At 43.2% G+C, this 18,841-nt stretch carries 12 protein-coding genes; all 12 read left to right on the forward strand.

Annotated elements, in window-relative coordinates:
• Nucleotides 1-2: 2 nt before the first annotated feature.
• Nucleotides 3-5,372, forward strand: a complete 5,370-nt coding sequence (locus tag NEPTK9_RS02990; RefSeq protein ID WP_194847347.1) for a HEAT repeat domain-containing protein — start codon at nt 3-5, stop codon at nt 5,370-5,372.
• Between the two features lie 196 nt (nt 5,373-5,568).
• Nucleotides 5,569-6,561 (forward strand): NAD-dependent epimerase/dehydratase family protein, encoded by a 993-nt coding sequence (locus NEPTK9_RS02995; protein ID WP_194847348.1) that lies wholly within the window; start codon nt 5,569-5,571, stop codon nt 6,559-6,561.
• 144 nt (nt 6,562-6,705) lie between these two features.
• The gene (locus NEPTK9_RS03000) at nt 6,706-7,692 is read left to right on the forward strand and encodes an SDR family oxidoreductase (RefSeq protein ID WP_194847349.1); all 987 of its coding nucleotides are present in this window, start codon (nt 6,706-6,708) and stop codon (nt 7,690-7,692) included.
• A 20-nt stretch (nt 7,693-7,712) separates the two neighbouring features.
• Nucleotides 7,713-8,288: an SIS domain-containing protein gene (locus tag NEPTK9_RS03005; protein ID WP_194847350.1), complete on the forward strand. Its 576-nt coding sequence runs from the start codon at nt 7,713-7,715 to the stop codon at nt 8,286-8,288.
• Complete coding sequence (locus NEPTK9_RS03010; RefSeq protein ID WP_194847351.1) at nt 8,278-9,804, forward strand: PfkB family carbohydrate kinase; 1,527 nt, start codon at nt 8,278-8,280, stop codon at nt 9,802-9,804. Before NEPTK9_RS03005 ends, NEPTK9_RS03010 begins: the two co-directional genes overlap by 11 nt.
• Nucleotides 9,801-10,742 carry a thiamine pyrophosphate-dependent dehydrogenase E1 component subunit alpha gene (locus NEPTK9_RS03015; protein ID WP_320412046.1) on the forward strand — a complete coding sequence of 314 codons (942 nt, stop codon included), beginning with the start codon at nt 9,801-9,803 and terminating at the stop codon, nt 10,740-10,742. The genes NEPTK9_RS03010 and NEPTK9_RS03015 overlap by 4 nt, the downstream gene beginning before the upstream one ends.
• A gap of 2 nt (nt 10,743-10,744) precedes the next feature.
• On the forward strand, nt 10,745-11,818 hold the full coding sequence (locus NEPTK9_RS03020) for an alpha-ketoacid dehydrogenase subunit beta (RefSeq protein WP_228546999.1): 1,074 nt from the start codon (nt 10,745-10,747) through the stop codon (nt 11,816-11,818).
• A gap of 180 nt (nt 11,819-11,998) precedes the next feature.
• Nucleotides 11,999-12,988 (forward strand): GDP-mannose 4,6-dehydratase, encoded by a 990-nt coding sequence (locus NEPTK9_RS03025; RefSeq protein WP_194847353.1) that lies wholly within the window; start codon nt 11,999-12,001, stop codon nt 12,986-12,988.
• 4 nt (nt 12,989-12,992) lie between these two features.
• On the forward strand, nt 12,993-13,652 hold the full coding sequence (locus tag NEPTK9_RS03030; RefSeq protein WP_194847354.1) for a class I SAM-dependent methyltransferase: 660 nt from the start codon (nt 12,993-12,995) through the stop codon (nt 13,650-13,652).
• Nucleotide 13,653: 1 nt separating this feature from the next.
• Complete coding sequence (locus tag NEPTK9_RS03035) at nt 13,654-15,498, forward strand: ABC transporter ATP-binding protein (RefSeq protein ID WP_194847355.1); 1,845 nt, start codon at nt 13,654-13,656, stop codon at nt 15,496-15,498.
• Entirely contained in the window at nt 15,495-17,858 is a 2,364-nt protein-coding gene (locus tag NEPTK9_RS03040; RefSeq protein ID WP_194847356.1) for a sugar nucleotide-binding protein, read from the forward strand. Before NEPTK9_RS03035 ends, NEPTK9_RS03040 begins: the two co-directional genes overlap by 4 nt.
• Before the next feature lie 228 nt (nt 17,859-18,086).
• The gene (locus NEPTK9_RS03045) at nt 18,087-18,761 is read left to right on the forward strand and encodes a class I SAM-dependent methyltransferase (RefSeq protein WP_194847357.1); all 675 of its coding nucleotides are present in this window, start codon (nt 18,087-18,089) and stop codon (nt 18,759-18,761) included.
• Nucleotides 18,762-18,841 lie beyond the last annotated feature (80 nt).

Below are 18,841 nucleotides of genomic sequence, written 5' to 3' on the forward strand. Positions count from 1 at the left end.
AAATGACTCTACCCATATCTTATCAAAAGACTGCTAAGTGGGACTCTGATAGCTCATCCGATAGCTCTGGCTTTGATGATGACTCAGATCATAAATTTGATAATAAAGCAGATCAATCAAACGCAAGCTCTTACAGCGCAGAAGAGATTTCAAAACTGTGGGACTCAAGCTCCTCCGGTAGTTCTTCAGATGAGAGCCAAGACAGCTCCAAAAACACAACAAATAGGTGGACTAGCTCTTCTGATAGTTCGGATTCAGATAGTAGCAAAAGCTTTTTAACCCAAGATACCCAAGATAAAGCTAATCCACCAAACTCTGAGGACAATGAACCTTTTGATAATTGGAGCTCATCCGGTTCGACTGACAGCTCAGATTCAGACGAAGATCAGATAGCCATTCAACATACAACTGCCTATTCAACCGATCTCACCAATTTTAACCAGATCATTCAAGAAAAAATGAAGGGAATTTGTCTGATTATTGCGCCCTCTCCTAGGGGGACAGGTGTCCTAAATAGGGGGACAGGTGTCCTAATAGGCTCAGATCTTTTGATCACCAACCACCATGTTATCCCCAATGAAAGGATTGCCGCAAAATCTCAAGCGGTTTTTTTCAAATATCGCAAGGAAAAAACAGTTCAGTTTGAGCTAACCCCAGAATTAGATTTAAACCCATATGAAAGAAACAATGGCTTCTTCGTCACTAGCCCTAGAAGAGGAACAATTGACAATCCTCAGTCTGTTGATAAAGGCCACCTCGACTACACTATCGTCGCTCTCAAACATACTGAAGCACTTGCAAAAGTTTATACCCATGCACTATCGCTATTCCACTCAGTGAAACCCAGTATTAATGACCACATTTCCTTGATTCAGCACCCTGATGTCTTAACAACAGACCGCCTTGTTAAGGGAAAGCTATGCTTCGATGTGGGAAGCGTCACTAAAGTCTTTGATTGCGAAGTGCGATATAACGCTAAGGCTGCTCCAGGATCTTCGGGAGGAGCGCTCATCAACACTCAGGGAGATTTTATTGCTCTTCACTACCAAGGAAAAAAAGCAGAAAGGCTCGGAGTGCGGACTTCGATGATCAGAAAAGATCTTTCCAAAAAGAAAAAGCTCGGGAAGGTTAAAAGTAGAACAACGGTTCCATTAGAAAGTATCTTGGAAGCCAAATTAAAGGAGTGTTTAAAAAAGAGCTACAAAGCTAGACAAACTTTAACCGTATTGAATATGCAAGATGATGGAGACTTTGAGTATCATTTGCCTATTGAGCATGCCTATACACGCCTTGCTATGATTAAAGGAAAGGAAAGGGACGAACAAAATCAAAAGCTAAAGAATGAAAAGTTATCTGTAGCTCAAGATTTAAGGCCCATTACACATGAGGCAATTTTTAACCCTAAAGAAGAAGTACTTCCTAATGAGATTTGGAAAGCAAAAGAATTAAAGTCAAAGGTGAAAAGGATTGTGGCTTTTGGATCAGCAGGCTCCGGAAAAACCACATTTTGCCATCATATTTCTTATAAGTGGGCACAAGGAAAATTATGGAATGAAGACTTTGAGTTTTTATTTTGGATGCCATTACGAAACTTAGAAAAATATGAGCACAACGATATTTACCAAATTTTAGCAAAAGAATGTGGAGTTGATCAAGAAGAGCTTATCGATCTTCTTAAACAAAAAAAGGTTCGAAAAAAGTCTCTCCTCATCCTTGATGGCTATGATGAGCTTTCAGTTTTTAAGGAAGGTTTATTCAAACAATTTAAAGAAAATTTTTTTAATATTCTTTTAACATCAAGACCTGATAGGGTTATGGGCTTTAATCAGGAAGCAGAGCTTGAAATTCTGGGGTTTAATGGTGAAGGAATAGGTAAGTATATCAATGCCTATTTTAAACACTGTAAAAAGATACTTAGTGACCAAGAGAGAACAAAAAGAAAAGAAAACCTAAAAAACGAACTTGAAAAAGAACCAACCCTAAAAAGCCTTGCGTCCATCCCGATTAACCTTACCCTATTATGTGCTCTATTTTTCGATAGAAAAGAGACATTTAAACTCGACCACCCTGCAACTATCAGTTCTATCTATGTAGAAATTACGGATTGGCTTTGTAAGCGCTTTCTTGTAAAGTATGAGAGTAATCACCGTAAAAAGGATGTAATTGATCTTTCAAACCCTTTCGATATAAATGAAGCAAAACCCATTGGCCTTACCCTGGAAGCTTTAGCATGGAAAGCAACCTGTGAAAAAGATGGAAGCCTATATTTAAGTTCAAGAGACATCGGAAAATGTCTTAAAAAAACAACAGAAACTCTCCTAAAAAAAATGGGAATTTTTCGGATACAAAAAAGGGAGGGACATTTTATACACTTAACCTTCCAAGAGTTTTTTGCAGCTAAGCACCTAGCCAGATATTATCTGGAGGGATGCCGGCAGAAGGCCCAGAACTTTGTTCGTAAAAATAAGTTTAATCCTCGCTATCGACTGATGCTATCAATGACCTCTGGATGCCTTTCCCTCAAAGAAAACACCAACGCCCTTAAGGATTTCTTTGAAGATCTATTTGCTGCACCCCGTGACCTAGCAAGAGGGTATGAGTTGGTCCTTTTCGCTCGATGTTTTGAGGAGTGCAATAATCCTGAAAAGATCATCCCCCAATATAAAACACTCATTCAACAAGCTACTAAGTACATCAGGACAGCCCCCCTTCAAGAAATGAACTTTCAGCTTCTGAATCGTAACATAAGACTTCTGCATAATCCATCTATTGTGACCGCACTCCTTGAAAATCTATCAGAAAACCCAAAGCAAAAAGAAGCGACTCATCTGATAAGTCGTTTTGCTAAAGAAAAGATGCCTATCCCAAATAAGATCATAGCAACTTTAAGCATTGCTGAAAATTTTGGCTGGGATCATTCCCAGTGGAATATTCTTTCCACCCTTCTGAATATTGCTAAAGAGGGGCAAGCTGGAGCCAAAAAAGCTCTAGCTGGTCTTATTAGAATAGTAAGCATTTCTTCTCTCGATACGGACTTTTGGGATGTTCAAAGTGTAGCTGCTGACTCTCTTGGAGAAATTGCTAAGGGGAGGCAAGCTTTTGCTAAAGAGGCTTTAAACGCTCTTATTAAAGTGGCAAATAACCCTTCTATTAATCATTACATTCGAAGGAGTGCTGCTAACGCTCTTGCAAAGATTGATACCAAAGAGGCTTTAGATGCCCTTATTAAAATGATAAATAACTCCTCTCTTGATCGGGGTGTTCGAAATAGCGCTACCGATGCTATTGAAGTGGTCGCTAAAGAGTGGCAAACTCTTCCCAATGAGGTTCTAAATGCTCTTATTAAAGTGGCAAATAACCCCTCTTTTGATCGGAACGATCAAAGTAGCACTGTTAAAGCGAAGAAAGGTCTTCCCAGGAAGGTTTTAGATGCCCTGATTACTATCCTAAATAACTCTTCCCTCTATCGGGATGTTCGAAGTAGCGCTGCTAACGCTCTTGGAGACGCTGCTAAGGGAGGACAAGCCTTCGCTAAAAAAGACTTAGACGCTCTTATTAATATGGCAAATAACCCTTCTGATTCGAGCATTCAAAAAAGCGCTACTAATGTCCTTGAAGAGGTTGCGAAAGAAGGACAAGCTTTTGCCAAAGAAGCTCTAGGAGCTCTTATTAATATGGTAAATAACTCCTCTCTTGATCGAAACATTCGAGGAAGCGCTGCTAACGCTCTTGGAATGGTTGCTAAAGAGGGGCAAACTGAAGCCAAAGAGGCTCTAGGAGCTCTTATTAATATGGTAAATAACTCCTCTCTTGATCGAAACATTCGAGGAAGCGCTGCTAACGCTCTTGGAATGGTTGCTAAAGAGGGGCAAACTGGAACCAAAGAGGCTTTAGATACTCTTATTAAAGTAGCAGCAATTCCCGCTACAAATAAATCTAATAGCCTGATAAACAATGGTTTAAGCGAAAGCGGCTTGCAAAAAACTTTTCCACAAAACACTCAAGGCAAATTAGTTAAGAGTGTTCCGGGAATTGCTTTTAAAGTAGCAAATAGCCCTTCTATTGACCAAAGCATTCGAAGGAGTGCTGCTAAGGCTCTTGGGAATGCTGCTAAGGGAGGACAAGTCTTCGCAAAAAAAGCCTTAGACGCTCTTATTAATATGGCAAATAGCCCTTCTGATTCAAGCATTCAAAAAAGTTCTACTAATGCCCTTGAAGAGGTTGCGAAAGAAGGACAAGCTTTTGCCAAAGAAGCTCTAGGAGCTCTTATTAATATGGTAAATAACTCCTCTCTTGATCGAAACATTCAAGAAAGCGCTGCTAACGCTCTTGGAATGGTTGCTAAAGAGGGGCAAACTGAAGCCAAAGAGGCTTTAGATACTCTTATTAATATAGCAAGTAGCTCTTCTCTTGATCGAAACATTCAAGGAAGCGCTATTAAAGCTCTTGAAGAGGTTGCTAAAAAGGGGCAGGCTGAAGCCAAAGAGGCTTTAGATACTCTTATTAATATAGCAAATAACTCTTCTCTTGATCGAAACATTCGAGGAAGCGCTGTTAAAGCTCTTGAAGAAGTTGCTAAAAAGGGGCAAGCTGAAACCAAAGAAGCCTTAGATACTCTTATTAAAGTAGCAAACAGTCCTTCTCTTGATTGGGACGTGACACTTGATGCTAATAGCTCTTCTTCTGATGAATACATGCTACTTGATACTAATAGCTCCTCTTCTGATGAATACATGCTATTTGATACTAATAACGTTCGAATGTGCGCTGCTGAAGCTCTTGCAAGGATTGCTAAAGAGGGAGCTCTTCCAAAAGAAACTTTAGACGCTCTTATTAATATGGCAAATAACCCTTCTCTTGGTCGGAACATTCAAAGGAGTGCTGCTAACGCTCTTGAAGAAGCTGCTAGGGGAAGACAAGCCTTCTCCGAAGAAGCGTTAGAAGCTCTTATTAATATGACAAACAACCCTTCTCTTGATCGAAACGTTCGGAGTAGCGTTGCTGATGCTATTGAAGCAGTTGCTAGAAGGCCATCTTTTCTCAAAGAACTTCTTGTAACAGTAGAGATGTGTTTTTGCTCTTATAAGGCAGACGAAAAGGACATCATTAATTCTCTTGGAGAGATTAAGTCGTCAATGCTTGCTAAAGAGGTTGCAGGCGCTGCTTCTTTTCTAGATATGTTAAAGCTTTGTTATTTGACCCAAAGAGGATTAACAATTTCTGAAGAACAAATTACTATTAGTGATAGACAAAATAAAGAATCTTTCGATATTAAGAAAAGTTATTTGAACTCAATCAATCCCCAACAGATATTGACTTCATCATATTCTTCAGCATTTTATAAAATATTGGGGGAATTTTCAGCACATTGAGAAAACATCCTCAAACTTGAGTTCCAGGACATCTAGCTCAGGTACCAATCGGAAGGATGGAAATTTGGTGAAGTCGCAGCTAACCATCAGTTTAAAAAATTGTCATATACAAAGTCATGTGACAAAGAAACCTTGCAAGCTAGAAATATTTTCAATATAGTCTGCTTCTTTATACAAACTGAAAAAGAAGACGCAGATGCACGTATTTATTCCAGGTGGCGCCGGCTACGTAGGATCTCTTTTGGTCCCCACCTTACTCAACGCCGGTTACGAAGTCACTGTTTATGATCTCTTTCTCTATGGAGAAGATGTTTTCAATGACATTAAAGATCATCCGAAACTCACCTTGGTGAAGGGCGATATCCGCGACCTCGACCATATGGAAGAGGCTTTGAACGGATGTAAAGCCGCTTTACATCTAGCTTGCATTTCGAATGACCCCAGTTTTGAGCTCGACCCAACGCTAGGGAAATCGATCAATCTTGATCCCTTCGAACCATTTGTTCAGATGGCTAAACGAAAAGGGGTAGAGCGCTTTATTTATGCTTCCTCTTCATCGGTCTATGGGGTCAAAGATGTTCCCAATGTGACCGAAGATATGGAGCTCACTCCCCTGACCGACTACTCGAAGTTTAAAGCTGCTTGTGAGGAAATTCTCTTTAAGTACCAAGATGAGAACTTCACCTGCTGCGTCCTCAGACCGGCAACGGTGTGTGGGTATGCGCCGCGGCAAAGACTCGATGTGGTTGTCAATATCTTAACCAACCTCGCCTTCAACACGGGGAAAATTAAGGTCATGGGAGGAGAGCAGCTCCGCCCTAACATTGAAATCCGCGATATGGTCCGCGCTTACCTCCATGTCTTAGAGATGCCTGCCGAAAAAATCCAAGGGGAGATCTTTAATGTGGGTTACCATAACCATTCGGTCAGAGAGCTCGGCGAAATTGTTCAGAAAACAGTGGGAAAAACAAAGGCAGTAGATATCGAAACGGTTCCGACCGATGATAACCGCTCCTACCATGTTTCCTCTCAAAAAATCGCCGACAAACTTGGCTTTACACCGAACTATACCATTGAGGATGCGGTGACCGGTCTTGTCGAAGCTTTTAGTGAAGATAAGCTTCCCAACTCTTTAGAGGACAAACGTTACTTTAATATTAAAACGATGCAGGCGGTAAACTTAAAGTGAAAGCTCTAGTACGTGACGAGCAAGATTTTTGCTCCTGTTTGCTCGACTATTTTGGAGCAATTTGTCCTCCTAAAATTGAGAACATTGTCCATAAGACAAGGCGAAATTTTTGGAGGATAAAGGGTGACCAAAAGAGGGGCAACCATGAGTAAAAACATTGTGCGTCGCGTACTAATTACAGGTGGTGCTGGTTTTATTGGAAGTCATTTGAGCGAACTCCTCCTTGAGGAGGGGCATGAGGTGATTGCTCTTGATAATCTTGCCTCGGGACGGGTGACTAACCTTCCGAAGCATCCAAACCTCACTTTTGTCGAGGCAGATATCCGCGATGTCGATGCGGTCCGCCCCCATTTCGAAGGGGTCGACTGGGTTTTTCATCTGGCTGCCCTTGCCGATATCGTCCCTTCGATTGAAAACCCCCGCGAATATTTTGAGGTCAATGTCGACGGAACCTTTAATGTTTTAGAGTGTGCCAAAGGGGCGAAGCGACTCCTTTATGCGGCTTCCTCTTCATGTTATGGCATTCCCGACACCTACCCGACTCCAGAAACAACGCCGATTCGCCCTCAATATCCTTATGCTTTGACTAAGTTTTTGGGAGAAGAGCTGGTGATGCATTGGGAGCAGGTCTATAAGATCCCTTCTCTTTCTCTCCGCCTCTTTAATGTTTATGGGCCACGTGCGCGTACGACGGGAACCTATGGAGCGGTTTTCGGAGTCTTCCTTACTCAAAAGCTCAACAACAAACCTCTGACCGTGGTGGGAGATGGGACCCAAACCCGCGACTTTACCTTTGTCAAAGATGTCGCCCGCGCCTTTTTAATGGGAGCGGAGTCGTCGGCATCGGGAAAAATCCTCAACGTCGGCAGTGGAAACCACTATCCGGTTAACAGGATTGTCGAACTGTTGAACCACGACTCGGTCAATATTCCAAAGCGGCCAGGAGAACCTGATTGCACCTTCGCCGATGTGAGCAAAATCGAAAAAACTCTCGGGTTTACAGCAAAAACCTCCTTTGAGGAGGGGGTTGCCCAGCTTTTAGCAAGTATTGAAGATTTTCGGGATGCTCCTCTATGGGAACCCGAAAGTATTAAAGAAGCAACCAAGACTTGGTTTGAATATCTTTCATAATTGGCTCGTAAGGAAACGTTATGTTTGAAAAAAGATTCTCAGAACTTTCGAATGTGATCCAAAACTGTGTCTACTCATCAGACACCCTCTTAAATCAAAACGAAGCGCTTGATCTCTTTCACAAAATGCTTCAGGAAACAAAAGGGACAGCTTTTGTCATTGGGAATGGAGGAAGCGCCGGGATTGCTTCCCACTTTGCCATCGACCTTCTCAATGCTCTCAAAGTGCCAGCCCAAACTCTCTATGACTCAAATGTGATGACCTGCATTTCAAATGACTATGGATATGAGGAAGTTTTTTCTCGTCCCTTAGACCTTCTTTTAAAAAAAGAAGACCTTTTGATTTGTATTAGCAGTTCGGGAAGCTCCCAAAATATTTTAAATGGAGCTGCAGTCGCAAAGGAAAAAGGGTCTCCTGTGATTACTCTGAGCGGTTTTGAGCCCGATAACCCTTTAAGAACATTGGGGAATCTCAACTTTTATCTGCCAGTTATGGACTATGGCCTTGTAGAGATGGGCCACTTTTTTCTCTTGCATACAATCATCGATTCATGGAAATTCAGTCAAACGAAAACGTCACTAGCCCATGCAAAGTAAGATTAAAACCTTTGAAGAGCTCGAAGAAATTCTAGAGAGCGAAAAGAAAGAGGGAGAAAAGATTGTCCACTGTCATGGGGTCTTTGATCTTTTGCATCCTGGACATATCCGCCACTTTAAAGAAGCAAAGGAGCAGGGAACAAAGCTTGTCGTTTCCATCACTCCTGACGCGCATGTCAATAAGGGACCGGGACGCCCCGCATTTAACGAAGAGCTCCGAACTGAAACTTTAGCCGCCCTTAACTGCGTCGACTATGTCGTTCTTAACGATAGCCCCGATGCGGTCAGCTGCATCAAAAAGATTAAGCCCAATGTCTACGTTAAAGGAAAGGAGTATGCTGACCATGGCGCTGACGTGACGGGAAAAATCTCCGAAGAAACAGCAGCTGTTGAAGAGACCCAAGGAACGGTTTACTATACCGACGATATTGTCTTTAGCTCCTCTTCCCTTCTCAATCAGTATTATGAGAACATCTCTCCGGAGCTTCGCGCCCTTCTTGCTGAAATTAAGGAAGCCTACTCTGTCGAAGACTTGATTGGCAAAGTGGAAGCTCTAAAAGATCTCAAGGTTTTGATCGTTGGCGATGCGATTATCGATGAATACCAGTTTACTGAACCGATGGGGCAATCGGGAAAAGGGCTGCACATGGTGGCCCGCTGCCGCGAAAATGAGCGCTACCTTGGAGGCTCTCTCATTATCGCCAACCACATTGCCCAGTTTTCTGATCATGTCACCCTCCTAACTTCCATCGGCGCACAGTGTTCCCATCGCGAGTTGATCGATGAGTTGATCGACCCCAAGGTGAAGCAACAGTTTATCCATTTGCCCAACCATGCCACCCTCACTAAAAAGCGATATGTGATGCAAGATGGAAACCGCCTTTCAAAGCTTTTCGAAACCTACTCCACCAATGACTCCCTCCTTTCCTCTAAGGAAACTGAGGAGGTAATCACCTACCTTAAAGAGCAAACCCAAGACTTCGACCTGATCTTGGTTTGCGACTTTGGCAATGGCTTTACAAACCCTCGGATTGTCGATGCGCTGTCCGACCTCCCCAACTTTTTAGCGATCAACACCCAAACCAATAGTGGTAACCGAGGCTTTAATGTCGTCACTCACTACCGACGGGCTGATTTTATCTCTCTGAATGAACCTGAACTTCGCCTGTCTGCCCATGATCGCTATAGTTCGATCGAGGGACTCGCTGCTGACATCTCTGAAATCCTCCAATGTAAAAACACCTGTATCACCCAAGGGGTGCGTGGAGTTTTCTGCTCTTCAGACAAAGAACCTGAAGTCCATATCCCCGCCCTTGTTACAAATACGATTGATCGGGTCGGTGCAGGAGATAGCTTTTTTGCCATCGCTGCGCTATGCGCTGCGAAAGGGTACCCCCTTTCCCTTGCTGGTTTCCTGGGTTCGATTGCTTCGGCCATCAATGTTCAAACCGTTGGAAACAAAGAGCCGGTCAAAAAAGTTCCCTTTAACAAATTTCTAACGAGGCTACTGAAGTGACCCCTGAAACTTATTTTTATGAAATGCTCCGGATCCGCCGCATCGAAGAAGCGATTGCCAGTCGCTACTCGGAACAAAAAATGCGGTGTCCCACCCACCTCAGTATCGGGCAGGAGGCGATTGCCGTTGGGGTTTCCGCCGCCATTAATAAAGAAGATCTGATGGTTAGCAACCACCGAGCCCATGCCCACTACCTTGCCAAAGGGGGCGATCTGAAAACGATGATTGCTGAAATTCACGGAAAAAAAACGGGTTGCTCGATGGGACGTGGAGGGTCGATGCACCTTGTCGATCGCTCTGTTGGGTTTGTAGGATCGACCCCTATTGTTGCTGGAAGCATTCCAATAGGAGTAGGGCTTGCTTTTGCCTCTTCTCTTAAACAGGACGATCTTCTCACCGTTACCTATATGGGAGAGGCAGCTACCGAAGAAGGGGTCTTTGCGGAAAGTCTCAACTTTGCCAGCCTGAAAAAACTTCCCGTCCTCTTTGTCTGTGAAAACAATCTCTATTCGGTCTACTCTCCTCTCTCCGTCCGCCAATCAAAAGAGCGCGACCTTGTCAAAATTGCCGAAGGACATGGCATCTTCTCCCAAAAAGGGAATGGAAATGATGTGGAAGAAACCCTCACCCTTGCTAAAGAAGCGGTCCACCACATCCGAAACGGCAATGGTCCTGCATTTCTCCTCCTTGACACCTACCGTTTCCGGGAACATTGCGGCCCGAACTTTGACACCGACCTCCCCTACCGAACAATCGAAGAGTTTAGTCACTGGCTTGAAAAGTGTCCGATAAAAACCTACCAAAAACAGTTTACTGAAGATACCATCCAAGAGATGGAAGAAAAAATTAAGAAGGAGGTCGATGAAGCCTTTAGCTTTGCTGAGGAAAGTCCCCTTCCCGAGTTTGATCTCGATTATGAACTGACCTACGCAGAGTGATGATGGAACGATCGATAAAATTTAACCAAGCTATTTTAGAAGGAACCTCCCAAGCAATGGAGGAGGACCCTTCGGTTTATCTCATGGGACTCGGCGTCCCCGATCCCAAAGGAACCTTTGGAACAACCCTGGGTTTACAAGAAAAATTTGGGCCCGATCGGGTGATGGATATGCCCACTTCTGAAAATGGGATGACGGGGATTGCCATTGGATCAGCCATCCGCGGTATGCGCCCTATTATGACCCACCAGCGGGTGGACTTTTTCCTCCTTGCCCTCGACCAACTGATCAACAACGCTGCCAAATGGCACTATATGTTTGGCGACCAGATGACTGCCCCCATCGTCATCCGCCTTGTGATGGGACGGGGATGGGGACAAGGACCCCAACACTCCCAATCGCTCCAAAGCCTTTTTGCCCACATCCCCGGACTAAAAGTGGTGATGCCCTCGACTCCCTATGATGCCAAAGGACTTCTCATCTCTGCTGTGAAAGACAACAACCCTGTCGTTTACCTTGAGCACCGGTGGCTCCACAATATCCATGGTCCCGTTCCTGAAGAAAGTTATGAGGTTCCGATTGGAAAAGCCCATATCGTTCAAGAAGGAAAGGACATCACCATCGCCGCCACTTCTCATATGGTTCTCGAAGCTCGTAAAGCGATTCAAGCGCTTGAAGAGGATGGGATTTCGGTCGAATTGATCGACATCCGGACCATCAAGCCTCTTGATAAAGAGACAATCCTCAAGTCGGTCCGAAAAACAGGGCGCCTCATCGTCGCCGATCCCGACTGGAAAACATGTGGCTTTGGTGCGGAAGTGATTGCTCTTGCCGCCGAAGAAGCCTTTACCGATCTAAAAAACCCTCCTGCCCGTATCGCTTATCCCGACCGCCATAGCCCCACCAGCTGGGCCCTTGCTAACCACTACTATCCCTCTCACCGGATGATTGAGATGGAGGTTTATAAAATGATGCGCCTTCCTTCGAAAGCGCAAACCCTTCTTCAACAGCTCCTCGAAGCACGGACGACAGGTCCTCTCGACATTCCCGATGCTTCCTTCACAGGCCCATTTTAAGAACCCCGGAGACCAAACCATGAATATTTATCTAAGCTTCCTCTTTTTCCCAGATTCGAAGATATCCAGTTGCCCCTACTTTAAACAAGTATGTGCCAACTGGATATCTTCGAATCTGAAAAAAATTGAAAAGCTATCTAAACATCCTTGGTTTTTTCTCCAGGGTTACATAGGTGTAATATGAAAAAAGTTTTAGTTATTGGTAGCAACTCATTTTCAGGAAGTGATTTTATCGATCTTCTCCTTGAAAAAGGCGAATATGAAGTCACCGGCATCAGCCGTTCCTCTGAAAAAGAATCCCTATTCCTCCCTTACAAAACCCGCACCTCTCCCCACTTTACCTTCGAGCAGATCGATCTCAACAAAGATCTCGCGAAACTCGACCGCCTCTTAGGGGCTTTTCAACCTGAATATATCGTCAACTTTGCCGCCCAAAGTGAAGTCGGTCCTAGCTGGGAGAACCCCGACCACTGGTTTCAAACCAATGCCGTTGCCCTAACCAGCCTTGCCAATCTGCTCAAGGACAAAAAGTGGCTGAAAAAATATGTCCATATCTCTTCTCCAGAAGTGTATGGCACTTGCGAAGGATTTATCAAAGAGTCGACCCCTGTAAACCCATCGACCCCCTACGCTGCATCGAAAGCAGCGGGTGACCTTTCCCTCTTCACCTTCCAGAAGAATTTTGACTTCCCCCTCGTCATGGTGCGCGCGACCAATGTTTACGGCGCCCATCAGCAACTCTTTAAAATCATCCCCCGGACCGCGATCTACATCAAAAACAAGAAGAAAATCCAACTTCATGGGGGCGGCGTTGCCGTAAAATCTTACATCCACATCCGCGATGTTTCTCAAGGAGAGCTCCTCGTAATGGAAAAAGGGCGGGTCGGTGACATCTACCACATCTCTCCTGACCAAGGGGTGGCGGTAAAAGATGTTGTCGAAACCATCTGCAAAAAGATGGATGTCCCCATGGAAGAAGCGGTCGAAATCGCTCCAGAGCGACTCGGTCAAGACAAAGCCTACACCATTGACTCTTCCAAGATTCGTGAAGAGCTCGGTTGGAAACCTGAAATTTCCTTGGAAGAAGGGATCGACCAAACCGTCAAGTGGGTCAATGCCCATTTCGACGCGATTAATAAACAACCTCTAGAATATATTCACAAAAAGTAATCATATGGGACAAGAAGTAGACCTCCTAGTCAATTATCCTAAAACAAAGCGAAACGTCAAAGAGCGGGGCGCGACAAAAACCGAAGAGGACCGGGCCATTGCCCGCCAGTTTGGCAAAGAGTTCTTCGATGGGGAGCGGCGTCATGGCTATGGGGGTTTTGCTTATATGGACCGGTTCTGGACGCCTGTTGTCCCCACCTTCCAAAACCACTACAACCTCACCGAAAAAAGCTCGATCCTCGATGTCGGGGCTGCGAAAGGGTTTATGCTTTATGACTTTAGTCGCCTCATCCCCGGTATCCAGATTTCTGGAATCGATGTCTCTTCTTATGCCATCGAAAATGCCAAGCCTGAAGTTAAAGAGCACCTTCAAGTAGCCAACGCCACTTCCCTTCCCCACCCTGACAACTCTTTCGACCTGGTAATCTCGATCAATACGATCCACAACCTTGAAAAAGAGGAGCTAGCCAAGGCACTCCAAGAAATCGAGCGGGTTTCTCGCAAATCGAGTTTCATCACTGTCGATGCCTACCGCAACGATGAGGAAAAAGAGCTGATGTATCATTGGAACCTCACCGCAAAAACAATCATGCATGTCGACGAGTGGAAAACCTTCTTCAAAGAGGTGGGCTACACCGGCGACTACTACTGGTTTATTCCCTAATATGTTTAAGAAGCAAAAAAAATACATTTCCAATATCTATAATGTTATCTTTAAGCGGGAAAAGAAAGACCTGATCAAGTTTCTGATCGCCTCCACTCCTGGAGCATTTGCTGCATTTTTTGAAGGACTGACCTTTAGCCTCCTCCTTTGCTCTCTTTATGTCCTGAATGGAAAGGATCTTGAACTCCTCCTCGACAAACCGTTTGTCCGTCATATAGCACACCTCTCTTTCCTTCAGGAAATGTCTACCAATGCTCTATTTGTAACGATGGTGATCTCTGCAGTTGGCGCTCAAATTCTCAAAGCTTTAATCATCTTTGTTTCAGATACCCGAGCGGGAATTATTAACAGTAGAATGTCTGCTAAGGTCCAAGCAAATATCTACGAACACATCCTTTCATTCGACTTTCCAACAATTAGCGAATACAAAACAGGACGCTTAGCAGCTTATACCCAAATGCCCTCTTCGTCCATCCTCCCTATGCTGCAATCCTTTCACAAGATTTTTATTCATACCTGCACCCTAGGAATCCTTACCCTCCTTCTTTTCAAAATCTCTATTCCCCTAACAGCTTTTTTCATCCTCTTTTTTATCGCATCAGGGTTTGCTTATAAAAAACTCATCATCATCATTAGTCGTTATTCAGAAAAATGTGCCAACCAAGTCCTCACCTTTAGCAACGATGTTGTTCAAGCGGTCAATGGAATTAAGCTCATCCATATCTTTAGTATGCAAAAGGCTTTCTTAGAAAGAAGTCGGCAGGTTCTCTCTAAAATCCAAAAATTTCAAAAAGGGAACGCTATTCTTCAAGGTTTGCTTATTGCTGTAGGAGAAACCTTTAGCATGACAATGATGGGAGCAACGATTGGAATTAGCTCACTTTTTCTTATTTCAAACGGAGACCACTCTCTCCCAATCCTTCTGACCTACCTAGCTATTTCTTATAGATTCACAACAACCTTTCGGGAAATTCTCAACCACTTAGGTGTTGTTGCCTCACAGTCGGGTAATGTGATTAAGCTCAATGAGATTTTAGAAAAACATAACAAGGGGTTTGAGCCTACTAAGGGTGCCCCTGCTCCCCCCATTAAGCAAGGGATTGTGTTCAAGAATGTCTACTTCCAATATCCCCATCAAAAAGCCCAAGCCTTAACCAACGTGAGTATTGAGTTTCCAAAAGGACAAATGACTGCTATTGTCGGACTTTCAGGAGCGGGAAAGTCTTCGATGGTTAACCTGATCACTCGGCTGTTTAAACCAAGCAGTGGGATGATCTGTATCGATGGAAAAGATCTTTCGCAATATAGCTACCAAAGTTGGCGCTCCCAGCTAGGGGTGATCTCTCAAAACAATATTATCCTGAATGATACCGCCCGCGAAAACATTTGTTTTGGAACCGAGGCTACTGATGAGCATATTCTGGAGATCTGTAAAATTGCTGGGTGTTACGATGTTGTCAAAAACCTGCCAGATGGACTAGATTCCCATCTAGGAGAGCATGGCTACCGCATCTCTGGTGGTGAGGCACAAAGGGTGGCCATCGCAAGAGCAATGATTAGAAACCCCTCTGTTTTAATCATGGATGAGGCAACCAGCAATCTAGATAGCCATAATGAAAAGCTTATACACAATACATTAGAAAAGATCCGAAAAGATTGCACATTAATTGTAATTGCCCACCGTCTTTCTACCATTACCTCAGCGGACCAGATTTTAGTCATGAAGGGAGGAGAAATTATTGAAACAGGAACTCACGAAGCATTGATTCAAGAAAACACAAGCTATGCTTCCTTCTGGAATATCCAGTCTAAAAGCCAGGAACCCGAGGTTTTAACACATTTATGAACCAAAAAATCCTATTAATAGGAAAAAGAAGCTTCGTTGGTTCTTATATCTTACAAGCCCTTGCTGAAAACAATTATTCTGTCATAGCAACCGGTCATAAAAAAATTGATTCTCCTCATCGCTTAAATCTGTTGAGCCCATCTATTGCCCACCTTCCACTGGAAGGCTGCACCCATGCAATTATTACAGCCGGGATTACAAACATCCTTTCTTGCGAAAAAAACCCTGAACTAAGCTATCGATGCAACGTAGAAGGCCCTCTTGCGCTTGCAAAACAACTCCATGAAAAGGGTGTTTGCCCCGTTCTTTTCTCTAGCGACTGTATTTTCGATGGCTTGACAGGAGATTATTCCGAAAAATCTCCTCCATCTCCTCTGAATCACTACAGCAAACAAAAAGCAGAGCTTGAAAAAGCCATTCCTAAAAGCTGCAACAATCAATACTTAATGCTTAGGATTAGTAAGGCCTATTCAACAAACCCCGGAGATGGTGCTTTAATTGATACAATAGTTGAACCTTTAATACATGGAAAGCCTATAAGGGCTGCAACCGACCAGATTTTTTCTCCTATATTAGTATCGGACCTCGCAAAAATCACTGTAAAGCTAATTAGAAATAACCATCATGGGCTCTTTAATATTACTGGTCAAGAAACCTTTTCTCGCTATCAACTAGCAAAAATCGCTTCCGAAAAGCTTTTGGGCCACTCTAGGTTAGTGGTTCCTATTCGTATTGAGGAGCTCAGCACCTCTGTTAAACGCTCAAAAAACACCTCTTTAAGCCCCCAAAAGCTTTCCTCTTGCTCCAATTTTTCTTTTTCTTCTTTTCAAGACGCCTTGAAGATCTATTTTCATCACCCCTTATCTAAACTGTACTTCAAACGAAAAAAAACACTAAGCGCTGCCAAGTCCTTTATAGAAAATCATCCTCCCCTCTACTTTTCTGCCAAAACAACCTTAAAGGTTCTATCGATTTTAAAAATGCCATCTTTTCGAAGAAAGTTTAAGCATATTTTATTCAATTGCTTTAATAGCTTCTATTTTCACGTTTTATACCACTATTTTTCGAAAGAGCTTTCTAAAGTCCCCTTGGATCAACAAGTTTTCATCATCTGCCGCCACGACCTTGGAGCCATTGCAATTACATTACACTATGCTGCTCTCTGGAGCCGTACTAGAGGTCCTGTCGTGATTTTTGATATTAGTCCTGAACCTGATTTTGTAAGAGCCGTCGCTAAAAATATCTGTTCAGAATGTCCAGTGATTTCCTACAAAGGTTTTTTGTTTCACAACATTCTTTTAAAGTTTGCTAAATCTATTTTTTACTTGAAAACTTTAATAAAAGTCACCCCTGTCCTGATATCAGAAAGAGCAAATGCTATCATGTTATACAATATCCAAGACTTTCTAAAAATTAAGCAAAAAGATTCTATTGGTGAGTATAACCGCTATTTTGATCCTAATGCATCTATACTCAAGACTAAACCTCAGCCCTTTCAAAAAGGTTACTACCAGTTCAGAGCTAACTTTCTCTATAATTATCGTAATTATAACGACTATAAAGATTTAATCTATCAAAGCGATCCTATTTCTCCTAACCAAAACCTCAAAAACCTACTAAACCAGCTTAAAAAGGATCTAAAAATTTCAGAGTCTTTTGTTGTTTTAAACTTGAATCGTAAAGAATACAACAACAAGGTGATGAACAGACGAAGCATCCATCATGTTGAACGCTTTGACCCATTAATCGATGATTTAATTGGTAGAGGCTTTTCTGTTGTCATTCACGGAAGAGAGGAACAACCCGTTTTTAAGCCGAGGCCTCATCTCATCGACTATTCTAAAAGCCCCTATATATCCATAGAGAATGATTTTGCCCTTCTTTCTGGAGCAGCTTTTATGATTTCTTCAAAAACAGGTCCAGAGACTTTTGCCTCATGCTTTCACACCCCTATTCTAGGGATCGATTATGTCGAGCCCGCTGTTATGATCCATAACCCCAAATATCGGTATGTTTATAAAAAAGTTAGAAATCCAGATACAGGAGAGATTCTTTCCATAAAAGAGCTTTTGAATGATGCGGCCTTTTTTGATTTTGGCGTTGTTAGTGCCAATGAACGGCTTGAATACCTTGAAATGTCCGAGGAAGACCTCCTTGCAGCTATTCAAGAGTTTACCCCTCTCGTTTCCCAGCCTACAGATAAGTGGCTTGAGTATACCGAAAAGCAGAAAGAATTCCTCAACTGCATTGACTCTACGCATATTGATCTTTTCCACTGCAAAGCAGTTCCTTGCGACTTCTTTCTCCGTCAAATTTTGGATAAGCCACAAAGTAAGGAGCTGGGCAAGAATAACTCCTAACCATTCCAAAAAAATGACCGATTTGATTAGAATGGGAACTTAGGAGTTGGGCAAAAATAACTCATGCATTTCTGGTGCCATAGCGCTTTAGCTGCGCGGCGCAAATCCGCAGGAAGCTTATTAGCTTTCAAGGAGTTGCAACAAAGCAGATGAAGATGTTATGGTTGCAGAAATGCATGAGTTATTCTTGCCCAGCTCCTTATATCGAATAGCAAAGCGTAGGATTGGATGGACACGATTGATGAAAAAACGAAACTTTTTGCGGATCAGTCATTTAAATTTGGGCCTCATTGGTCTTTTAATTTTCGTAATGACCCAAAACGGTTAGGGTTTGTCCTCTCTCGCTATAAATTTTCTAGTAAAATACTAGGAAAACGGCGCCATATCCTCGAGTTAGGTTGCAGCGATGGAATTGGAGCGACCCTTCTTGCTCAGAATAGTTCTAAATATATGGGCATTGACCTAGATGAGCCCGCTTTAAAAGCCGCTCAAGATAACTTGCAAGAGGACAAATACACGTTCCTTTTTGATGATTTCATGGGTAAAAATTATGGCTTGTTTGATGGAGTTGTTTCATTAGATGTTGTGGAGCATATCTTACCTGAACACGAAGCCCTCTATTTTGATACTATCTATCAGAACATGACTGAAGACGGGGTTTGTGTGATAGGAACCCCTAACGTTACTGCGGCCCCTTATGCATCAAAAGCCAGCCAACTAGGGCATGTGAACCTTTTTTCACAACAGCGTCTAACAGACACCTTAAAAAAATATTTTCATCAAGTCCTTCCTTTTGGGATCAATGATGAGGTCATGCATACAGGATTTGGCTCTATGGCTCACTACATAGTTTGTGTTGCATGCCATAAAAAGGAGGTTGTTTTGTCAACTACTCCTCCCTAAAGGAAGGAGCTTGTAGCTAGCGCAGTTGCTGCTACCATAGGCACGTTGACAGGTGCCCTTGCTGAGACAACAGACTCAGC

The sequence above is a fragment of the Candidatus Neptunochlamydia vexilliferae genome, from assembly GCF_015356785.1.
Classification (GTDB): domain Bacteria; phylum Chlamydiota; class Chlamydiia; order Chlamydiales; family Simkaniaceae; genus Neptunichlamydia; species Neptunichlamydia vexilliferae.

Excerpts from the sequence above, each read along its gene's own strand:
- NEPTK9_RS02990 (WP_194847347.1), top strand. The coding sequence starts at position 3 with ATGACTCTACCCATATCTTATCAAAAGACTGCTAAGTGGGACTCTGAT.
- NEPTK9_RS02995 (WP_194847348.1), top strand. The coding sequence starts at position 5,569 with ATGCACGTATTTATTCCAGGTGGCGCCGGCTACGTAGGATCTCTTTTG.
- NEPTK9_RS03000 (WP_194847349.1), top strand. The coding sequence starts at position 6,706 with ATGAGTAAAAACATTGTGCGTCGCGTACTAATTACAGGTGGTGCTGGT.
- NEPTK9_RS03005 (WP_194847350.1), top strand. The coding sequence starts at position 7,713 with ATGTTTGAAAAAAGATTCTCAGAACTTTCGAATGTGATCCAAAACTGT.
- NEPTK9_RS03010 (WP_194847351.1), top strand. The coding sequence starts at position 8,278 with ATGCAAAGTAAGATTAAAACCTTTGAAGAGCTCGAAGAAATTCTAGAG.
- NEPTK9_RS03020 (WP_228546999.1), top strand. The coding sequence starts at position 10,745 with ATGGAACGATCGATAAAATTTAACCAAGCTATTTTAGAAGGAACCTCC.
- NEPTK9_RS03025 (WP_194847353.1), top strand. The coding sequence starts at position 11,999 with ATGAAAAAAGTTTTAGTTATTGGTAGCAACTCATTTTCAGGAAGTGAT.
- NEPTK9_RS03030 (WP_194847354.1), top strand. The coding sequence starts at position 12,993 with ATGGGACAAGAAGTAGACCTCCTAGTCAATTATCCTAAAACAAAGCGA.
- NEPTK9_RS03035 (WP_194847355.1), top strand. The coding sequence starts at position 13,654 with ATGTTTAAGAAGCAAAAAAAATACATTTCCAATATCTATAATGTTATC.
- NEPTK9_RS03040 (WP_194847356.1), top strand. The coding sequence starts at position 15,495 with ATGAACCAAAAAATCCTATTAATAGGAAAAAGAAGCTTCGTTGGTTCT.
- NEPTK9_RS03045 (WP_194847357.1), top strand. The coding sequence starts at position 18,087 with ATGGACACGATTGATGAAAAAACGAAACTTTTTGCGGATCAGTCATTT.